Raw genomic sequence first — 15,704 nt, forward strand, 5'->3', positions numbered from 1 at the left:
TTAAGGCAGAGAGCACTCTGTCTTTTTCTTTGTTTAGAATATTTTTCTTATAAAAACGTTTTCAAAATAATTTTTCTATTGAAATTTAAACGTATGTTTCATATGCTGAGAATGGCGGTTCAAAAACTGTTATGTAAGAGAGGTAGATTCCTACATGTAAAAAGAATCGGGGTGATAGTATGTTAAATATTTATTTAACAGACCGAAACGGAAAACTACAAGAGGTTGAGGAAATGCAAAAGGGTTGCTGGATTAATGTACTTCATCCAACGGAAGAAGAAATTCAATATCTAGTACAAACTTTAAATGTAGACTTAGATTTCATTAAAGACCCTTTGGATGATGAAGAACGCTCTCGTATTGAAAAGGAAGACAATAATACTTTAATTATCGTGGATATTCCGACAGTCAGACATGATGAAGAAGGAAATTCGATTTATGACACGATTCCAATAGGTATGATTGTAATGCCAGATTGCTTTGTGACAATTTGTTTAGAAGAAAACCCAATTTTTGAACGTTTTATTAATCAACGTATTAAAGAATTTTATACGTTTAAAAAGACACGCTTTGCACTTCAGCTCTTATATACGATTTCTACTTATTATTTAAGATACTTAAAGCAAATTAACAGAAAAACAATCGATTTAGAGCACCAATTAAATAAGTCGATGAAAAATAAAGAAATTTTTACATTGCTAGGCCTTGAAAAAAGTTTAGTTTACTTTACAACATCATTAAAGGCGAATAAAATTGTAATTCAAAAATTAATGCGTAACAGTACATTTTTAAAAATGTATGAAGACGATCAAGATTTATTAGAAGATGTATTAATTGAAAATAAACAGGCTATTGAAATGGCGGAAATATATAGTCACATTTTAAGTGGAATGATGAATACTTTTAGCTCCGTTATATCAAATAATTTAAATAGTGTTATGAAACTGTTAACGTCTATTACAATCATTTTATCGTTACCAACGATGGTTTCTAGTTTCTTTGGAATGAACGTAAAGGTTCCGTTTGAAGGGGAAGCACATGGTTTTGTAATTGTACTCATAATATGTGTAACACTATCTTTCACATTAGCGTTTGTTTTTTGGAAGAAACGTTACTTTTAACGAGAAGAAAGCTGCTCTAGCATAGTTGTGTAACTGCGCTAGAGCAGCTTTTTTGCTATGAAATCCTAAATTTTGAATAGAATATAACTTATAAAATGTAATGTATATGAAAGGGGTGAATTCCGTATAAGTCTTGTCCAATTCATAAAATGAGGTTAAAATTACATATTGTTAATGAAAAGTTGGAGGAAATACATCATGGAATTGTTTCAATTACCGAAAGCATTCCTGCAAATGAATACAATTTTTATCTCCATATTGATCGAAGCACTTCCTTTTGTGCTCATTGGTGTATTTATTTCAGGATTCATTCAAATGTTTGTAACAGAAGATATGGTAGCAAAATGGATGCCGAAAAATCGATTTCTGTCTGTTTTAATGGCTACTTTTTTAGGGATGATGTTTCCGGGCTGTGAATGTGGAATCGTTCCGATTGTAAGGCGATTAATCGGAAAAGGGGTTCCGCCATATGCCGGGATTGCATTTATGTTAACTGGACCAATCATTAATCCAGTCGTATTATTTGCAACATACGTTGCCTTTGGAAGTAGTATGCACATGGTATGGTATCGTTCTATTGTAGCGATTATCGTAGCAATTATCGTTGGAATTATATTATCATTTATGTTTAAAGAACATCAATTAAGAGATGATCACTTCCCAGAAGTGAACCATAAGCGTCCGTTACGTGCAAAAATGTGGGATGTATGTACACATGCTGTTGAGGAATTTTTCTCAATGGGGAAATATTTAGTGTTAGGAGCGTTAATTGCTGCTGCAGTTCAAACGTTTGTACAAACTTCAACATTGCTTGCTATTGGACAAGGTCCGTTTTCTTCATCAGCTGTAATGATGGGACTTGCTTTCATTTTATCACTTTGTTCAGAGGCGGATGCATTTATTGCTTCTTCGTTCCAAAGTACATTTTCAACAGCGTCACTTGTCGCGTTTCTCGTATATGGACCGATGGTGGATATTAAAAATATGTTTATGATGCTTGCGACATTTAAAACAAAATTTGTAATTGTTGTGACGGTTACAGTTACACTTGTTGTTTATGCAAGCTCACTACTCATTTATGCGATGGGGTGGTAGGTTATGTTTCGAGCATATATATTATTAGGCTTTACAATTTTAATTGGACAGCTTCATATTTCCGGTAACATTACGAAGTATATAAATATGAAGTACGCCTATTTATCAAAAACTGCTGCTATTATTTTAGGTTTCTTAACGATTGTACAAATTATTATCGTTTTCCAAAAAGAGCACCAAAAGGAAAAAGAGAAACATGATTGTAGTTGTGATCATAGTCATTGTGGGCATGATCATTCGAAAGATGAGAATACATGGTGGAAAAAAGTGTTTTCTTATACGTTATTCTGTTTTCCAATCATTACAGGATTGTTTTTCCCAATTGCAACATTAGATTCCGATATTGTTAAGGCGAAGGGATTCCATTTTCCAGTAGCGCAAGCAGAAAGTAAAGATCCATTTATGACAAGACAATTTCTAAGACCTGACACGAGTATTTATTACGGGAAAGAAGGATATCGTGGTGTAATGGAAAAAGGGAAGAAAGAGTTTGTTACGAAAGATAATATCACTTTAAAAGATGAAGATTTCTTAAAGGGTATGGAGACAATTTATAATTATCCTGGTGAATTTACTGGTAAAACCCTGTCTTATAAAGGATTTGTTTTCCGAGATGATTCTTCTAAAAAGGAACAATATTTCTTATTCCGTTTCGGCATTATACATTGTGTTGCGGATTCGGGTGTATATGGTATGTTAGTTAAAAAACCAGAAGGGGTAGAGTGGAAAAATGATGATTGGATTCAGATAGAGGGAGAAATTTCAACTGAATTTTATCAGCCGTTTCATGCGAATATTCCAGTGTTAGAGGTAACGAAATGGAATAAAGTTGAACAGCCGAAAGAACAATATGTGTTTAGAGGAGCCGATTGATAAAATCGGTTCTTTTTTGTGGACTAAAAGTTCTAAAAATTGTTAATATTAAACGTGTAGTTCATGAGATGTAGTGTATATTGGGATATTAGGGATAAATAATTAAAGGGGTGATAACAATGACTGAAGTAAAGGGTAAAACAGCTAATGAATCAAGGGTGTTTAAAACGAGTCGAGTATTTCCAACGGATTTAAATGATCATAACACGCTATTTGGTGGAAAGATATTGGCGGAGATGGATATGGTTGCTTCAATTTCAGCAACGAGACACTCGAGAATGGAATGTGTCACAGCGTCTATGGATTGGGTAGATTTCTTACATCCAGTACGTTCTTCAGATTGTGTTAGTTATGAATCTTTCGTAATTTGGACGGGAAGAACTTCTATGGAGATATTTGTGAAAGTAGTAGCAGAAGATTTAATTTCAGGTAAAAAACGTGTAGCAGCAACTTCATTCGTTACTTTTGTTGCGCTTAGTAAGGAGAATAATCCAGTTCCTGTACCGCGTGTTATCCCTGAGACAGAAGAGGAGAAAGAATTGCATCGAATTGCTGTGTTACGTGCAGAACAGCGCCATATTCGTAAGGCAGAGAGTAAGAAGGTAGCTACACTGCTAACTTTTTGATATAAAATACTTTCCTAGTGGTACTATTTTGTAATAGGTTAGGAGATTTTTGAAATGAAAAGCGGACACCTAAAAATAGGTGTCCGCTTTTATAGTTTTTTCATCCTCATATCGTACTACAATAACTGCTTAGCAGAAGCAAGCAGCACCGACGATAATTAAGAGGATAAATAATACGACTAGTAGCGCAAATCCATTACCATGTGCGAAGCCCATTGTTATTTCCTCCTTTTATTTTAAGATACAACATACAATATGCAGATGAGCTCCTGTTTGATATGGACGTATATCATGCAATGACATATTTTTTGTATGATAATGTTTTAAAAAAGGAAAGATATAGGAATAACAGTAGTTAGAGAAAGGAACGTATCCATGAAGCGCTTTTTAATTGTAATAATTTGTTTTATAGGTGTATTCATATGGATGAACGTTGATGTGGAAATGGGGAAGAAAATGGCTAGTGGATATGAATTAGAAAAAATCCGATTAGGGGATTTTCAAGTATATACGAACGGTGATGAGTTATATAAAAGTTTATTTGAGGATATAAATCGTGCAGAAAAGAATGTGTATATTCATTTTTATATTGTGGGAAAAGATGAAATAAGCCAAAAGTTCTTACAGTTATTAGAGAAAAAAGCATCTAGCGGAGTAGTTGTGAAATTGTCAGTAGACCGCATTGGCGGATATAAGCTTAAGAAAAAGATAATTAATCAATTAAAAGAAAAAGGCGTGAAGTTTACATTTAGTAAAAAACCTAAATTAAAAAACTTATTTTATTCTTTGCATCAACGTAATCATAGACGCATTGTTACTATAGATGGGAAAGTTTCGTACATTGGTGGCTTCAATATCGGAAAGGAATATCTTGGACAGGATCCTAAATTTGGTCCGTGGCGTGATTATCATGTACGCATCGAAGGGAATGGAGCTACTGATATGGAACGGAAGTTTGCGGAAGATTGGCAAGAAGATACGGGAGAAAAGTTTCCTATACACCAAGAGTTACCTGTACAAGGAAATGTAAAATATCAATACGTATTTTCGAATGGAAAAGGTTTATGGAAGGAGTATGGAGCGTTTTTAAAGAAGGCAAAACATTCTTTAATTATCGCTACACCATATTTTGTACCGAGTAAAGAAATGGTGAAGGGGCTGAAAGATGCATTAAATCGTGGTGTCCATGTAAAAATCCTCGTCCCATTTAAAAGTGATGCAGTATTGCTAAAACAGGCTGCCTATCCTTATTTGAAAGACATGTTAGATGCTGGAGCGGAGATTTATCAATATCGAAATGGATTTTTTCATGGGAAAGTAACAATCATCGATGAGGAAATGGTTGATATTGGTACAGCAAATTTTGATAATAGAAGTTTTTACTTAAATAACGAATCTAACTGTTTCATATATGATAAGACAGTCGTTGCTGACGTATGGAGTCGATTAAAAGAAGACTTTCATAAATCAAAACGATTTTCTGAAGAAGATTTTGAGAAAATTAGTAGATGGGATTGGTTTCTAGCAAGAATATCAAATGTTATCGCATCATATTTATAGTATAGAGATGAAATAGGAAGGGAGGCGCTTTAATGGATTGTATGAAAGAATTGATGACATATAGTTACACACTTATATATAAAGTTGGAGAATACACGAGCAAGGTTCGAGATGAAGAATTAAAAGATATTTTGCAGCATCATTTACCGTATATGTTACAAGCATATAATGAACAAGTGAATTTTCAAGAAGGAGAAAATATACAACATATAACTTGTAAACAAATGTGGCCGGAATTTACTGAAATGGATAGGGAAACAGATAATGAGTATACAGGGGATATTGGGATTGCTATTTGTTATATTTCACATTTGAAGCGATTAGCATTAAAGTTTGCTCAAGTTGCAGTGGAAGTTGCGAACCCAGAGTTTCGTTCTTTCTTGGAAAATTGTTTTGTGAAAATGAATCGTTATGCTTATAGTGTTTGGCAATATGTTGTGAAGAAGGAATATAAAATTAAACATTTATATGAAAATGAAAGTGAGAAGTTTGCGTGAAAAACTAAGACGGAATGAAAGGCGTCTTAGTTTTTTTATGTCTAATGAAAGGCTCAATTAGAAGAATTGAGACAAACCAGTTGTGTTATCAGAGTATTTACAAAAGTTTACAATATCTTTACTGTTTTTAAATCTTTCCTTTAAAAATAAAGAGTAATATGGGGTTGTACATATTCTATCAAAGGGAGGAAACGCAAATGAACAAATGGGTTAAGTCATTAGCTGCTATGGCACTTGCAAGTTCTTTATTAATGGTAGGTTGTAGTAAAGATGAGGATAAAAAGAAAGAGGATGACACAACTTCGCAGCAAGATGAAAAGAAAGATAAAGAAACAAGTGGAACAGAAAAATCTTCTGATTCGAAAGAAAAGAAATAAAGTGAAACTTTAATCAGTGGGGATTTTGTCCATCCCCACTGATTATTAGCCCACACCAATCGGGCATTTACGGGCAGTTATCTCCCACCTAATTTCCTCGCATTCGCCGAATTTACTGCCCGTTAATGCGGGATAAATGGATAATAGAGCTTCCTCACATATATGAGGGAGCTTTTTTGTTGCGTATTTGTAAGTTTTGCGGAAAAATAGAGAGAAAGAATGGAAGAGGGGATAATAAATGAAAGTATGTATATTAGGAGCGACAGGTAGAGTAGGATCACACATTATGAAATTGGCATTACATGATTCATATGAAGTGACGGTATTAGTTCGTGATTTGAGTAGAGTGGAAACAGAGCATGAAAGGTTACATATTATAGAGGGAAATGTGTTAAACGGAAATGATATAAAGGAAGCGATTAAAGGATGTGATATTGTAATTAGTGCTCTTGGAACTGATCGGAATGGGACGTTAGAGAAGAGTTTACCGATTATTATAAAGCAAATGGAAGAAGAGGGCATAAAGAAAATTGTTACAATAGGAACTGCTGGTATTTTACAAGCACGAACAAACCCAAGTATATATCGTTTCCAATCAAAAGAATCGAAAAGAAAAATGACAACAGCTGCGGAAGATCATTTAGCTGCTTATGAAGCGCTGAATAATAGTAAACTATGTTGGACTGTTGTTTGTCCGACGCATTTAATAGATGGTGATGTAACCGGTGTATATCGAACTGAACAAGATATGTTGCCAACAGATGGATCGAAAATCACAGTTGGTGATACAGCTCAGTTTACATGGAGTATACGTAATAAAAGCTTATACGAGAAAAGCCGAGTAGGTATTTCATATTAAAAAACCATCCCAAAATAGGGATGGCTAAAAAATGATATAGCATACAAAGATGATAATCATAATGATTTGGAGAATTGCTTTCGCTACTGTACTACTTAAAAAACCGACAACAGTTGCAATTCCGACTAAAAGGGCGTCTTTTGGCGCCTTTTTATGCATTAGTTCCGTAATAAATACAGATAAGAACGGTATGATAATAAGCCCGAATGGTGGGAAGAAGAACGATCCGACAATGATAGAAACCATACCAACACGTTCGCCCGATTTTGTACTTCCGTATTTTTTTAGGAAGTATCCATTTGCAATAAAGTCAGCAACGAAAATGAAGAGTGTAAAAATGACTTGAATAATCCAAAAAGATGTCGTTAACTCTCCGCCGTTTATTCCAAAATGATAAATGAAATAGCCAGCCCATACGGCAAGGATGCCAGGGATAATGGGGTATATAAAGGCAAGAAATGAAACAATGAAACAAGCAATGATACAAATTGTTAGTAAAACAGTCACTTTATAACTCCTTTGTAGTATCTAATTTATGTACAGCAATCTTTTTAATTTGATGCCCATCAAGTTCTAATGCTTTAAATTGAAAACCATCATATTCAACTGAATAGCCAGCCTCAATATTTAAATCAATTGATTGAGAGAGAAGCCAACCACCAATTGTATCTAAATCACTTTCATCGATATGTAGGCCAAACATATCATTTACTTCAGAAATGAGTACTTTCCCATCTAAAACAGTAAGCCTAGGAGTACGCTTTTCAATCATTGGTGATTCGTCTGCGTCAAATTCATCTTGAATTTCTCCGATAATTTCTTCAAGAATATCCTCCATCGTTAAAAGGCCAGCAGTTCCGCCGTATTCATCCATAATAATCGCCATTTGTACGCGGTTCTTTTGGAGGTGTATTAACGTTTTACGAATGGGAACTGTTTCAAATACAGTTAAAACAGGATGTATGTAGGCATCAAGTGGTTTGTAAATGCCTTTTGTTTGATTATGAAAAATCTCTTTCGTATTTATCATTCCAATAATATCATCTTTATCCTTTTCAATAATAGGATAACGTGTATACTTTTCAGTTGCAACGATTTTCATATTTTCTTCTAACGTATTTTCAGTAGATAAACAAACCATTTCAGTTCTAGGTACCATAATTTCTTTAGCAACACGATCATCAAATTCAAAAATATTATTTACATATTTATATTCGGTTTGATTAATTTCGCCGCTTTTATAGCTTTCACCTAAAATGAGTCGTAGTTCTTCTTCGGAATGGGCAAGTTCATTTTCTTTCGCAGGCTCTAAACCGAGTGATTTTGTGAAAAATATAGCTGCACTATTGAGAAGCCAAATGAACGGATACATAATTTTATCAAATAAAATAAGCGGTTTTGCAAATTTTAATGTGATTGCTTCAGCTTTTTGGATTGCGAAAGACTTAGGAACTAACTCGCCTAATACAACATGGAAAAAAGTAATCACACTAAAAGCAATAATAAAGGATAACGTGTTAGCCATTGTTCCAGTAATATTGATTTTTTCAAATAGTGGTCGCAGTAAATGTTCCACAGTTGGTTCACCAAGCCAACCAAGTCCTAAAGAGGTGATAGTAATGCCAAGCTGACAAGCGGATAAATAAACGTCTAAGTTAGATAAAACGCTTCTTGCAGCTAATGCTTGTTTATTACCTTCATTAGCAAGCTGGTCAATTCGACTTTTTCGTACTTTTACGACAGCGAATTCTGAAGCAACGAAAAAACCAGAAATAAGGATAAGTATAAAGATGAGAAAAATATTTAATATGTCCAAGTGTGTTCTTTATTCCTAATTTGGAATAAAGATGTCACCTCCTGTAATTATGTTATACTTTTATAATAAATCCAAATGAAAAGATTAGTCAAAGAAAATGGGTAAATAATGGTAGGTTTCTATAGTAGTTTTTTAATTTGCTGTTATTTTGTCCTCTATATAATAGGAATAACCGTCTACTTTTAATTTAAGTAGACGGTTATTCTATGTTATGGTTTCGAAATACTTCTAGTTAAAGTATACGTGTTTTGTTTAGAGTGGTTTGTTGTCCATAAAGCTTGGAGAAACGATAAGATGCTATATGGAATATAAAGTAGTAATAAACCAATTGTGACAACTATAGGTGCATTTCTACCAAATTGGACGATAAATTGTAATAGTCCGTTTGTATGAAAAATACATTCCATAAAAACGAATGAAAGAATAATGGAACTCAAAATAGATTTATGATTGGAAGTAAGCGCAATAAATAACGTATCAACAAGGAAAGATGAATTTTTTATTTCGTATTCATTAGTAGTATTTAAGAACGGTAGCCATTTTCTAATTGCTTGCATAACGATTATCATAGAAGTGCTACATACGATGATAAAAGAAGAGAAGAAAGGAAACTTTATGAATTTAGATATGTAGAGAAGTGATAATAGGACTGAACATTGTAATATCACAGTGCCAAAAGAATACGGTATCCAGCGAAATAAAGAACTACACTTTTTTAATGAGTTTGGTGCTTTTAAAAATAGATGGCCAATTCCTAGACTTATAAAGAAACCGATTACAAGAGTGAATGTGAAACGAACGATTGATAAAAAATATATTTCCCATATGTAGGGGAACAGTGGTGACGAATGGTTAGAGGTATGTACAAGCTGATTTGCTGAGAAAAGGATAGGCTCATGCATCCAATCAATTGTTGGAATTGAAATGGAAGAAGGCTGTGCTAAATTATGAAAAATGCTTACAAATCCAGTTAAGTAGGAGTAATTATGTGTAATGAATAATGCTGGAAGGGGACTTATGACAAAAATAATCAAAACACCGGCTATAAATTTACATATATGTGAGCGCAATAAGGACATACAATCACCTACTCTTTGAATATTCAGAAAATTCTTATTCTTATTTTAGCTTTTTTCGGATAAAGTTACAACATATTTTTCTCGAAGTAAGTTAGAGAGATTATCCCGCTTTAACGGGCAGTAAGACTCTACCTCAAAATGCGGCGAATGCGTAGAAGTTAGGTGGGTATATCGACTGCCAGTAAAAGCCCGATTGGTGAAGGCTAATAATAAGTGGGGGGAAATCCCCGCTTATTAAAGTTTCAATTTAAATAAGTGTATGATTAATGAATAAATTATGACGGAAAAATGAATAATTTTCAGAAAAATAAAATAATATATTTATTTTTTTCTGAAAATATAATATAGTTATGGCACAGAAAGTATTTTAGCATAAGGAGGCTTTTTTATGAGGATTAAAGGGAATTATGTGCCAAAAAGGGAAGTTTTGTTTTGCTCAAGTTCAATTACGATAGGGGAAATGCTGGAACATTTAAATAAAACGGGGTATCGTTGTGTACCAGTTTTAGATGAAAAAAAAGAGAAGTTTTTAGGGAATGTATACAAAGTAGATATTTTAGAATATAAAGGTTCACTTGAAGATAATGTATTACAATTATTGAACGATAAAAATGGGTACGTGAGAGAAGACTCTTCCTTCTTTAAAGTATTTTTTACAATTAAAAAACTACCGTATTTATCAGTAGTTGATGAAAAAGGGGTCTTCCTTGGTATTTTAACTCATAAAAAAGTTTTTGAACTATTAGAAGATGCATGGGGAGTCCATTCTAGTAAATATTCTGTCATGATTGGAACACAAGATTATAATGGGGCCATTCAAAAATTATCGACAGTGCTAAAGAAATACACTGGTATTCAAAGCTTAATGACTTTTGATAATGATGCTTTATTAGTACGTAGAATAATGTTTACATTGGGAGAAGAGTTTGAAGATAGTGAATTAGAAACATTGCTAAAGGATTTAGAAGATCATGGATTTAGAGTTGTGTATGTTGAAGAGATGAAAAATCCACGTGAAGTTGAAACGATAGACTAACAAGTAAAGCCATCTTATTTTTGATGGCTTTTACTTTCTTTCACATAAAGATATCTAAATATAATAAAATATATGAATCGTAAATTTTAAAAAATATTTGTGTAATAGAATGAATAAAGGAAGTATATGTAGATAATTTTGATTTTCAAAAAAATCAAATTGAAAATATGTTTTTATTTTTCAACTAAATATGTTACTATATGTGTGATAAAAACAAAGAGGTCTGACAACTAAACTCCACGTTATACCACTCTAATGAGTTAAATTTTCGAAAAAATCAAAAATTAATAATTAGAGTAAGAATAAGGGGAATGGAGAAATTATGGAGAAAGACACTGCTTTGTAAGGGGCATATTTTATCATCTTGAGCAGAGAGGAGGATGCATAGCATATTGTGAAAAGAGATATAAACAATGAAAAAGTGCTATGCAAATGAAAAGCATGAAGGGACGTTTAAGGCCAGGTGATACGGTAGCGATTGGTTTAATGTTATTTGCACTATTTTTAGGAGCAGGAAATTTAATTTTCCCGCCAGTTTTAGGTCAACAAGCAGGAGAAAATGTTTGGATTGCTACAATTGGATTCCTTGTAACGGGAGTCGGATTACCCCTATTAGCTGTAACAGCTGTCGCGTTTGTAGAGGGGGACTTGAAAGCGCTATCTTCTAGAGTTCACCCTATATTTGCGTTTATTTTCCCATTGATTAGTTATTTAGCGATTGGACCATTTTTCGCGATTCCGCGTACTGGAGCTGTTTCATTTGAAATGGGTATGAAGCCATTTCTATCAGAGACAATGGTTTCTGAGTGGTACATGCTATTTCTTTTCACTATAGTTTTCTTCGGAATAACGTGGTATTTATCATTAAATCCATCTAAATTAGTGGATTGGTTCGGGAAATTTCTTACACCATTGTTAGTATTGATTGTTGCTGTTATTGTCGGAAAAGCAATTATTGATCCAATTGGAGAACCAGCTGCACCTTTAGCTGCTTATAAAGAGAATGCTTTCTTTGGTGGATTTATTCAAGGATATTTAACGATGGATGCGATTAGTGCACTTGTGTTTGGGATTGTTGTTGTACAAGTTATTCGCTCAAAAGGGATAAAAGAGAGCGGACAAATCGCAAAAATAACAGTTGTATCAGGGATTATTGCTGTATTAGGCTTAACGTTAATATATTTATCACTTGCATATCTCGGATCTACAAGTACATCACTTGGTGTGTCGGAGAACGGTGGTCTTATTTTAACGAATGTTGTAAATGAGTTATATGGAAGAAGTGGCAAAATTTTATTAGGACTTGTAATTATACTCGCTTGTTTAACAACTTCTGTTGGATTAACATCTGCGTGTGCTGGCTTCTTTACAAACTTATTCCCAAAACTTTCGCATAAAACGATTGTAACTATGGTATGTGTATTTAGTTTAATTGTATCTAACCTAGGGTTAACACAATTAATCACAGTAACATTACCAGTGTTAATGATCATTTATCCAGTTGCAATTGTATTAATCGTTCTTTCATATTTCCATAAATGGATAGGGAAGCGTAATACAATATATATTGGAGCGATTTTAGGTGCGTTGTTAATTAGTTTCTTTAACGGTTTAGAAAGTGCGAACATTAAAATTGATGCGATTTCTAATGTGCTACAAATGTTACCATTATATAAAGAAGGAATAGGATGGCTAATCCCAGCATGTATTGGCGGAGTTCTCGGTTTCTTCTTCTATAAATCAAATGAATCAAGTGAGTTACAAAAGAAAGGTGCCTAGGCGCCTTTCTTTTTTTGAAGGGGATTTTTATGTTTTGTCTAAGTAATAATTGGGAGGATTGATAAAATGGCTAGTTTTGAAGATTTTTTGACTTTGGATTTACGAATTGGAACTGTAACACATGCAGAGGAATTTAAAGAAGCAAGGGTTCCTGCAATACAGTTAGAAATTGATTTTGGAGAGCTAGGGGTTAAGCAGTCCAGTGCTCAAATTACGAAAAGATACAGCCCAGAATATTTAATCGGTCAACAAGTCGTTGCTATAGTGAATTTCCCGCCAAAGCGTGTGGCAGGATTTAAATCGGAAGTGCTTGTATTGGGTGGTGTTCCTGAAGCTGGTGATGTTGTGTTGCTTCAGCCTAATATGGAATTGCCAAATGGAACGAAAATTAGTTAGTGTGAAGGTAGGGGTAAACATGGATATCGGACGAGAATATTTACAATGTGCCATTTCGAATTTCAAGGCAACACAAAAACAAGGAGAACGTGTACTTTCTCAATTATCTTATGAACAGATAATGTGGTCTGCTCAGGAAGAGACAAATAGTATCGCGATTATAATGAAACATTTGCATGGTAATATGCGTTCAAGATGGACGGAATTTTTAACGTCTGATGGCGAAAAAATAGATCGTAACCGAGATGGTGAATTTGAAGGTGGCTACAATTCAAAACAAGAAGCGCTTGCTGCGTGGCAAGAAGGGTGGGAGTATGTCTTTAAAACGATGGATACTTTAACAGCAGAGCAGATTTTGCAGAAAGTATACATTCGCGGAGAAGAACACACTGTCATGCAAGCGATCGAAAGGCAAATTTCTCATTATGCTTTACATATTGGACAAATCATTTACATTGGTAAAATGTTAAAAGAAAATGAATGGGAGTGTTTAAGCATTCCTAGAGGTCAATCTACTAGTTATTTACAGAAAAAACGTTCAACGTAATAATATGAAAGAAACCGATATAAAATAGGAAGCAAAAAAATAAGCCAATTGATAGAGGGCTCCGTGAACATTAGAATGCTGCCAGCAATAAGCCCATATGTAATAAGAAAGAAACCAAAGAGTGTATTTATAGGAATAAAACGTGAGACAAATAATTGCTGATTTTTGAAACAAGTGTTGTGAAACAAATAAAAGCGGAAATGCCGTGTAGAGGTAATAAGATCTTTCTTTCGCGCAATTCTTTTTTTGCATGTATGACAGATGAACGGTGGTTGCATTTCATTACGCTCCATTTTTTATATTTGTAATAATGTAAGACAAAAGTAAGTATAAAGTGTATGTTCCTATATACGCTCCTGCAATAAGGAAAAATGGATTCAGTAAAATTCCATGAATGCTTGTCATGAAAACTAAATTTTGTATTAAAACATCATATATATTAATAGAAATAATTGTCCCGAGTACATACAGTGCTAAGTATGCGGAAATATGTAGCACAATACGAATTTTAGGATGTAAAGCAAACAAATAAAAAATAAATGATAAGACGATTGGTAATGTTCCTATTAGTAGCTTCAATTCATTTCACCTCATTAACAATATAGCCGGAATTTAAGCGGTCTATTCTCTAGAGCTTGTACATAACTTGAAATAGAGAGGGTGATAGTATGAATCGAGGCTTTTTTTACGTGAAGTTCACAAGTGTACGTAAGTTAGTTTTATTTATTATTACTACAGTACTGGCGACTTTTTTTCTTATTAGTATGATGGTAACCTCTATGAAAGAGACAAAGTCAACGTATTTATATAATTGGTTAAATGAGTTATCGATGAATGGCTACATGTACGTTATTGGGAAAGAGAATCATTATTTTACACAGGAGTACCGGAATTTGAATCAAGACTTTTCTATTTCTTCATTCCTCTTTTCGATGGCTACGAATATTCGTTTTGATGATGTACGTAGTTTTGTCGGGAAAGAGCTTCCTGGCTTTGGTAAGTACGATACAGAAATCGTTATCGCAGGTGAGGGAACAAATTATTCTAACTTACCGATAGAGTCGAGTGTTCCTCTTGAAGAAGTAGTGAAAGAACGGACTGGAGAAGGTGGACAAGCGCCAAAGCCTGATACGAATAAAGAGAAAAAACAACCAGCTCAAACGACTGGAAAAAGACAAGTTGCATTTATATATCATTCACATAGCTGGGAATCTTATTTGCCGTTACTTAACTTAACAAATGATCCTAATCCAAATAAAGCAACGAGTTCTGTAACGAATATTTCAATAGTTGGAGATCGCTTTCGTGAACAACTGGCAAGTGAAGGGATAGGTGCTACTAACGATAAGACTAATGTCGGTCAAAAGTTAATAAGTAAAGGATTGAATGATACTAGTTCTTATAAAATGTCACGGGAAATTGTACAAGAAGCGATGGCTGGTAATAAAGAATTACAATACTTCTTCGATTTACACCGTGATAGTGCACGGAAAAATGTAACAACAAAAACAATTGGAGATAAATCATATGCTAAGCTTGCTTTTGTAATTGGGAAAGGTAACAAAAACTATGAAAAAAACTTACAATTAGCAACTGCGTTACATGAGACGATTAGTAAGAAATATCCGGGAATGAGCCGTGGTGTAATTCAAAAAGGATTCCAAACAGGAAATGGAGTCTACAATCAAGACCTATCAGGACAAGCGATATTAATTGAAGTTGGCGGGGTAGATAATACAGAGGAAGAATTAAATCGATCAATTGATGCACTTGCTAAAGCATTTGGTGAATATTTTTGGCAAGCAGAAAAAGTGAATGGATAAAGTGAAATTTGAATTAGTGGTAGGCATTGCCGATGGTTATCAGCCTACATCAATTGGGGGAAAACGTAAGTGTACAGCTTACGTTTTTTGTTTGTCATGAAATGAGGATGATAAGATGTCACATTATAGACATAATTTGTAATTGCTATAGTAATATCGAAATTTGTCTATTTATAATAGGAGAATTAGAAAGGGATTTTCGCAAAAATAGAGAAAATCT

19 protein-coding genes are annotated in these 15,704 nt (G+C 33.8%); 13 read left to right on the plus strand and 6 right to left on the minus strand.

What is annotated here, in order from left to right; genetic code table 11:
- Positions 1-179 precede the first annotated feature (179 nt).
- The 4 genes from NSQ08_RS08660 (at position 180) to NSQ08_RS08675 (ending at position 3,715) form a co-directional block, all read left to right on the plus strand.
- The gene (locus NSQ08_RS08660) at positions 180-1,121 is read left to right on the plus strand and encodes a magnesium transporter CorA family protein (RefSeq protein WP_000932392.1); all 942 of its coding nucleotides are present in this window, start codon (positions 180-182) and stop codon (positions 1,119-1,121) included.
- A gap of 198 nt (positions 1,122-1,319) precedes the next feature.
- Entirely contained in the window at positions 1,320-2,216 is an 897-nt protein-coding gene (locus NSQ08_RS08665) for a permease (protein ID WP_002031485.1), read from the plus strand.
- 3 nt (positions 2,217-2,219) lie between these two features.
- A complete protein-coding gene (locus NSQ08_RS08670) occupies positions 2,220-3,089 on the plus strand; it encodes a TIGR03943 family putative permease subunit (RefSeq protein WP_002012447.1) in 870 nt (289 codons plus the stop codon).
- A gap of 119 nt (positions 3,090-3,208) precedes the next feature.
- Entirely contained in the window at positions 3,209-3,715 is a 507-nt protein-coding gene (locus tag NSQ08_RS08675; RefSeq protein WP_002012448.1) for an acyl-CoA thioesterase, read from the plus strand.
- Positions 3,716-3,844: 129 nt separating this feature from the next.
- Here NSQ08_RS08675 and NSQ08_RS08680 read toward each other — a convergent pair whose 3' ends face one another.
- Complete coding sequence (locus tag NSQ08_RS08680; RefSeq protein ID WP_000505094.1) at positions 3,845-3,931, minus strand: YjcZ family sporulation protein; 87 nt, start codon at positions 3,929-3,931, stop codon at positions 3,845-3,847.
- Positions 3,932-4,090: 159 nt separating this feature from the next.
- Here NSQ08_RS08680 and cls point away from each other — a divergent pair, with 159 nt between their 5' ends.
- The 4 genes from cls to NSQ08_RS08700 all read left to right on the plus strand — a co-directional run bounded on the left by cls (position 4,091) and on the right by NSQ08_RS08700 (position 7,008).
- Positions 4,091-5,275 (plus strand): cardiolipin synthase, encoded by a 1,185-nt coding sequence (gene cls, locus NSQ08_RS08685; protein WP_340773567.1) that lies wholly within the window; start codon positions 4,091-4,093, stop codon positions 5,273-5,275.
- Between the two features lie 32 nt (positions 5,276-5,307).
- On the plus strand, positions 5,308-5,772 hold the full coding sequence (locus NSQ08_RS08690; RefSeq protein ID WP_002012450.1) for a spore coat protein: 465 nt from the start codon (positions 5,308-5,310) through the stop codon (positions 5,770-5,772).
- 197 nt (positions 5,773-5,969) lie between these two features.
- A complete protein-coding gene (locus tag NSQ08_RS08695) occupies positions 5,970-6,149 on the plus strand; it encodes a hypothetical protein (RefSeq protein ID WP_002012451.1) in 180 nt (59 codons plus the stop codon).
- Between the two features lie 238 nt (positions 6,150-6,387).
- A complete protein-coding gene (locus tag NSQ08_RS08700; RefSeq protein ID WP_002031554.1) occupies positions 6,388-7,008 on the plus strand; it encodes an NAD(P)-dependent oxidoreductase in 621 nt (206 codons plus the stop codon).
- A 24-nt stretch (positions 7,009-7,032) separates the two neighbouring features.
- On the opposite strand, the gene NSQ08_RS08705 is transcribed toward NSQ08_RS08700, so the two are convergent.
- The 3 genes from NSQ08_RS08705 to NSQ08_RS08715 all read right to left on the minus strand — a co-directional run bounded on the left by NSQ08_RS08705 (position 7,033) and on the right by NSQ08_RS08715 (position 9,903).
- A complete protein-coding gene (locus NSQ08_RS08705; protein WP_000217328.1) occupies positions 7,033-7,515 on the minus strand; it encodes a DUF456 domain-containing protein in 483 nt (160 codons plus the stop codon).
- A 1-nt stretch (position 7,516) separates the two neighbouring features.
- Positions 7,517-8,824, minus strand: coding sequence for a hemolysin family protein (locus NSQ08_RS08710; RefSeq protein ID WP_016120073.1), 1,308 nt, complete (start codon positions 8,822-8,824; stop codon positions 7,517-7,519).
- A gap of 209 nt (positions 8,825-9,033) precedes the next feature.
- A complete protein-coding gene (locus NSQ08_RS08715) occupies positions 9,034-9,903 on the minus strand; it encodes a hypothetical protein (protein ID WP_002031551.1) in 870 nt (289 codons plus the stop codon).
- A 388-nt stretch (positions 9,904-10,291) separates the two neighbouring features.
- Here NSQ08_RS08715 and cbpA point away from each other — a divergent pair, with 388 nt between their 5' ends.
- The 4 genes from cbpA (at position 10,292) to NSQ08_RS08735 (ending at position 13,661) form a co-directional block, all read left to right on the plus strand.
- The gene (cbpA, locus tag NSQ08_RS08720) at positions 10,292-10,939 is read left to right on the plus strand and encodes a cyclic di-AMP binding protein CbpA (RefSeq protein ID WP_002031550.1); all 648 of its coding nucleotides are present in this window, start codon (positions 10,292-10,294) and stop codon (positions 10,937-10,939) included.
- Between the two features lie 441 nt (positions 10,940-11,380).
- Positions 11,381-12,718, plus strand: coding sequence for a branched-chain amino acid transport system II carrier protein BrnQ4 (gene brnQ4, locus NSQ08_RS08725; RefSeq protein WP_445686590.1), 1,338 nt, complete (start codon positions 11,381-11,383; stop codon positions 12,716-12,718).
- A 66-nt stretch (positions 12,719-12,784) separates the two neighbouring features.
- Complete coding sequence (gene csaA / locus NSQ08_RS08730; RefSeq protein ID WP_113708773.1) at positions 12,785-13,114, plus strand: chaperone CsaA; 330 nt, start codon at positions 12,785-12,787, stop codon at positions 13,112-13,114.
- Positions 13,095-13,661, plus strand: a complete 567-nt coding sequence (locus tag NSQ08_RS08735) for a DUF1572 domain-containing protein (protein ID WP_340773588.1) — start codon at positions 13,095-13,097, stop codon at positions 13,659-13,661. Before csaA ends, NSQ08_RS08735 begins: the two co-directional genes overlap by 20 nt.
- On the opposite strand, the gene NSQ08_RS08740 is transcribed toward NSQ08_RS08735, so the two are convergent.
- Complete coding sequence (locus NSQ08_RS08740) at positions 13,634-13,939, minus strand: permease (protein ID WP_080466632.1); 306 nt, start codon at positions 13,937-13,939, stop codon at positions 13,634-13,636. The two genes, NSQ08_RS08735 and NSQ08_RS08740, sit on opposite strands and share 28 nt — an antisense overlap.
- 4 nt (positions 13,940-13,943) lie before the next feature.
- Entirely contained in the window at positions 13,944-14,240 is a 297-nt protein-coding gene (locus tag NSQ08_RS08745; protein WP_002012463.1) for a hypothetical protein, read from the minus strand.
- An 89-nt stretch (positions 14,241-14,329) separates the two neighbouring features.
- Here NSQ08_RS08745 and spoIIP point away from each other — a divergent pair, with 89 nt between their 5' ends.
- Positions 14,330-15,484 (plus strand): stage II sporulation protein SpoIIP, encoded by a 1,155-nt coding sequence (gene spoIIP, locus NSQ08_RS08750; RefSeq protein WP_002141409.1) that lies wholly within the window; start codon positions 14,330-14,332, stop codon positions 15,482-15,484.
- Positions 15,485-15,704: the final 220 nt, after the last annotated feature.

Source organism: Bacillus sp. FSL E2-8887 (assembly GCF_038007205.1).
GTDB classification, from domain to species: Bacteria; Bacillota; Bacilli; order Bacillales; family Bacillaceae_G; genus Bacillus_A; species Bacillus_A mycoides.

Excerpts from the sequence above, each read along its gene's own strand:
- NSQ08_RS08690 (WP_002012450.1), top strand. The coding sequence starts at position 5,308 with ATGGATTGTATGAAAGAATTGATGACATATAGTTACACACTTATATAT.
- NSQ08_RS08695 (WP_002012451.1), top strand. The coding sequence starts at position 5,970 with ATGAACAAATGGGTTAAGTCATTAGCTGCTATGGCACTTGCAAGTTCT.
- NSQ08_RS08715 (WP_002031551.1), bottom strand. The coding sequence starts at position 9,903 with ATGTCCTTATTGCGCTCACATATATGTAAATTTATAGCCGGTGTTTTG.
- NSQ08_RS08700 (WP_002031554.1), top strand. The coding sequence starts at position 6,388 with ATGAAAGTATGTATATTAGGAGCGACAGGTAGAGTAGGATCACACATT.
- spoIIP (WP_002141409.1), top strand. The coding sequence starts at position 14,330 with ATGAATCGAGGCTTTTTTTACGTGAAGTTCACAAGTGTACGTAAGTTA.
- NSQ08_RS08680 (WP_000505094.1), bottom strand. The coding sequence starts at position 3,931 with ATGGGCTTCGCACATGGTAATGGATTTGCGCTACTAGTCGTATTATTT.
- brnQ4 (WP_445686590.1), top strand. The coding sequence starts at position 11,381 with ATGAAGGGACGTTTAAGGCCAGGTGATACGGTAGCGATTGGTTTAATG.
- cls (WP_340773567.1), top strand. The coding sequence starts at position 4,091 with ATGAAGCGCTTTTTAATTGTAATAATTTGTTTTATAGGTGTATTCATA.
- NSQ08_RS08735 (WP_340773588.1), top strand. The coding sequence starts at position 13,095 with ATGGAACGAAAATTAGTTAGTGTGAAGGTAGGGGTAAACATGGATATC.
- cbpA (WP_002031550.1), top strand. The coding sequence starts at position 10,292 with ATGAGGATTAAAGGGAATTATGTGCCAAAAAGGGAAGTTTTGTTTTGC.
- NSQ08_RS08660 (WP_000932392.1), top strand. The coding sequence starts at position 180 with ATGTTAAATATTTATTTAACAGACCGAAACGGAAAACTACAAGAGGTT.
- NSQ08_RS08670 (WP_002012447.1), top strand. The coding sequence starts at position 2,220 with ATGTTTCGAGCATATATATTATTAGGCTTTACAATTTTAATTGGACAG.
- NSQ08_RS08740 (WP_080466632.1), bottom strand. The coding sequence starts at position 13,939 with ATGCAACCACCGTTCATCTGTCATACATGCAAAAAAAGAATTGCGCGA.
- csaA (WP_113708773.1), top strand. The coding sequence starts at position 12,785 with ATGGCTAGTTTTGAAGATTTTTTGACTTTGGATTTACGAATTGGAACT.
- NSQ08_RS08675 (WP_002012448.1), top strand. The coding sequence starts at position 3,209 with ATGACTGAAGTAAAGGGTAAAACAGCTAATGAATCAAGGGTGTTTAAA.
- NSQ08_RS08665 (WP_002031485.1), top strand. The coding sequence starts at position 1,320 with ATGGAATTGTTTCAATTACCGAAAGCATTCCTGCAAATGAATACAATT.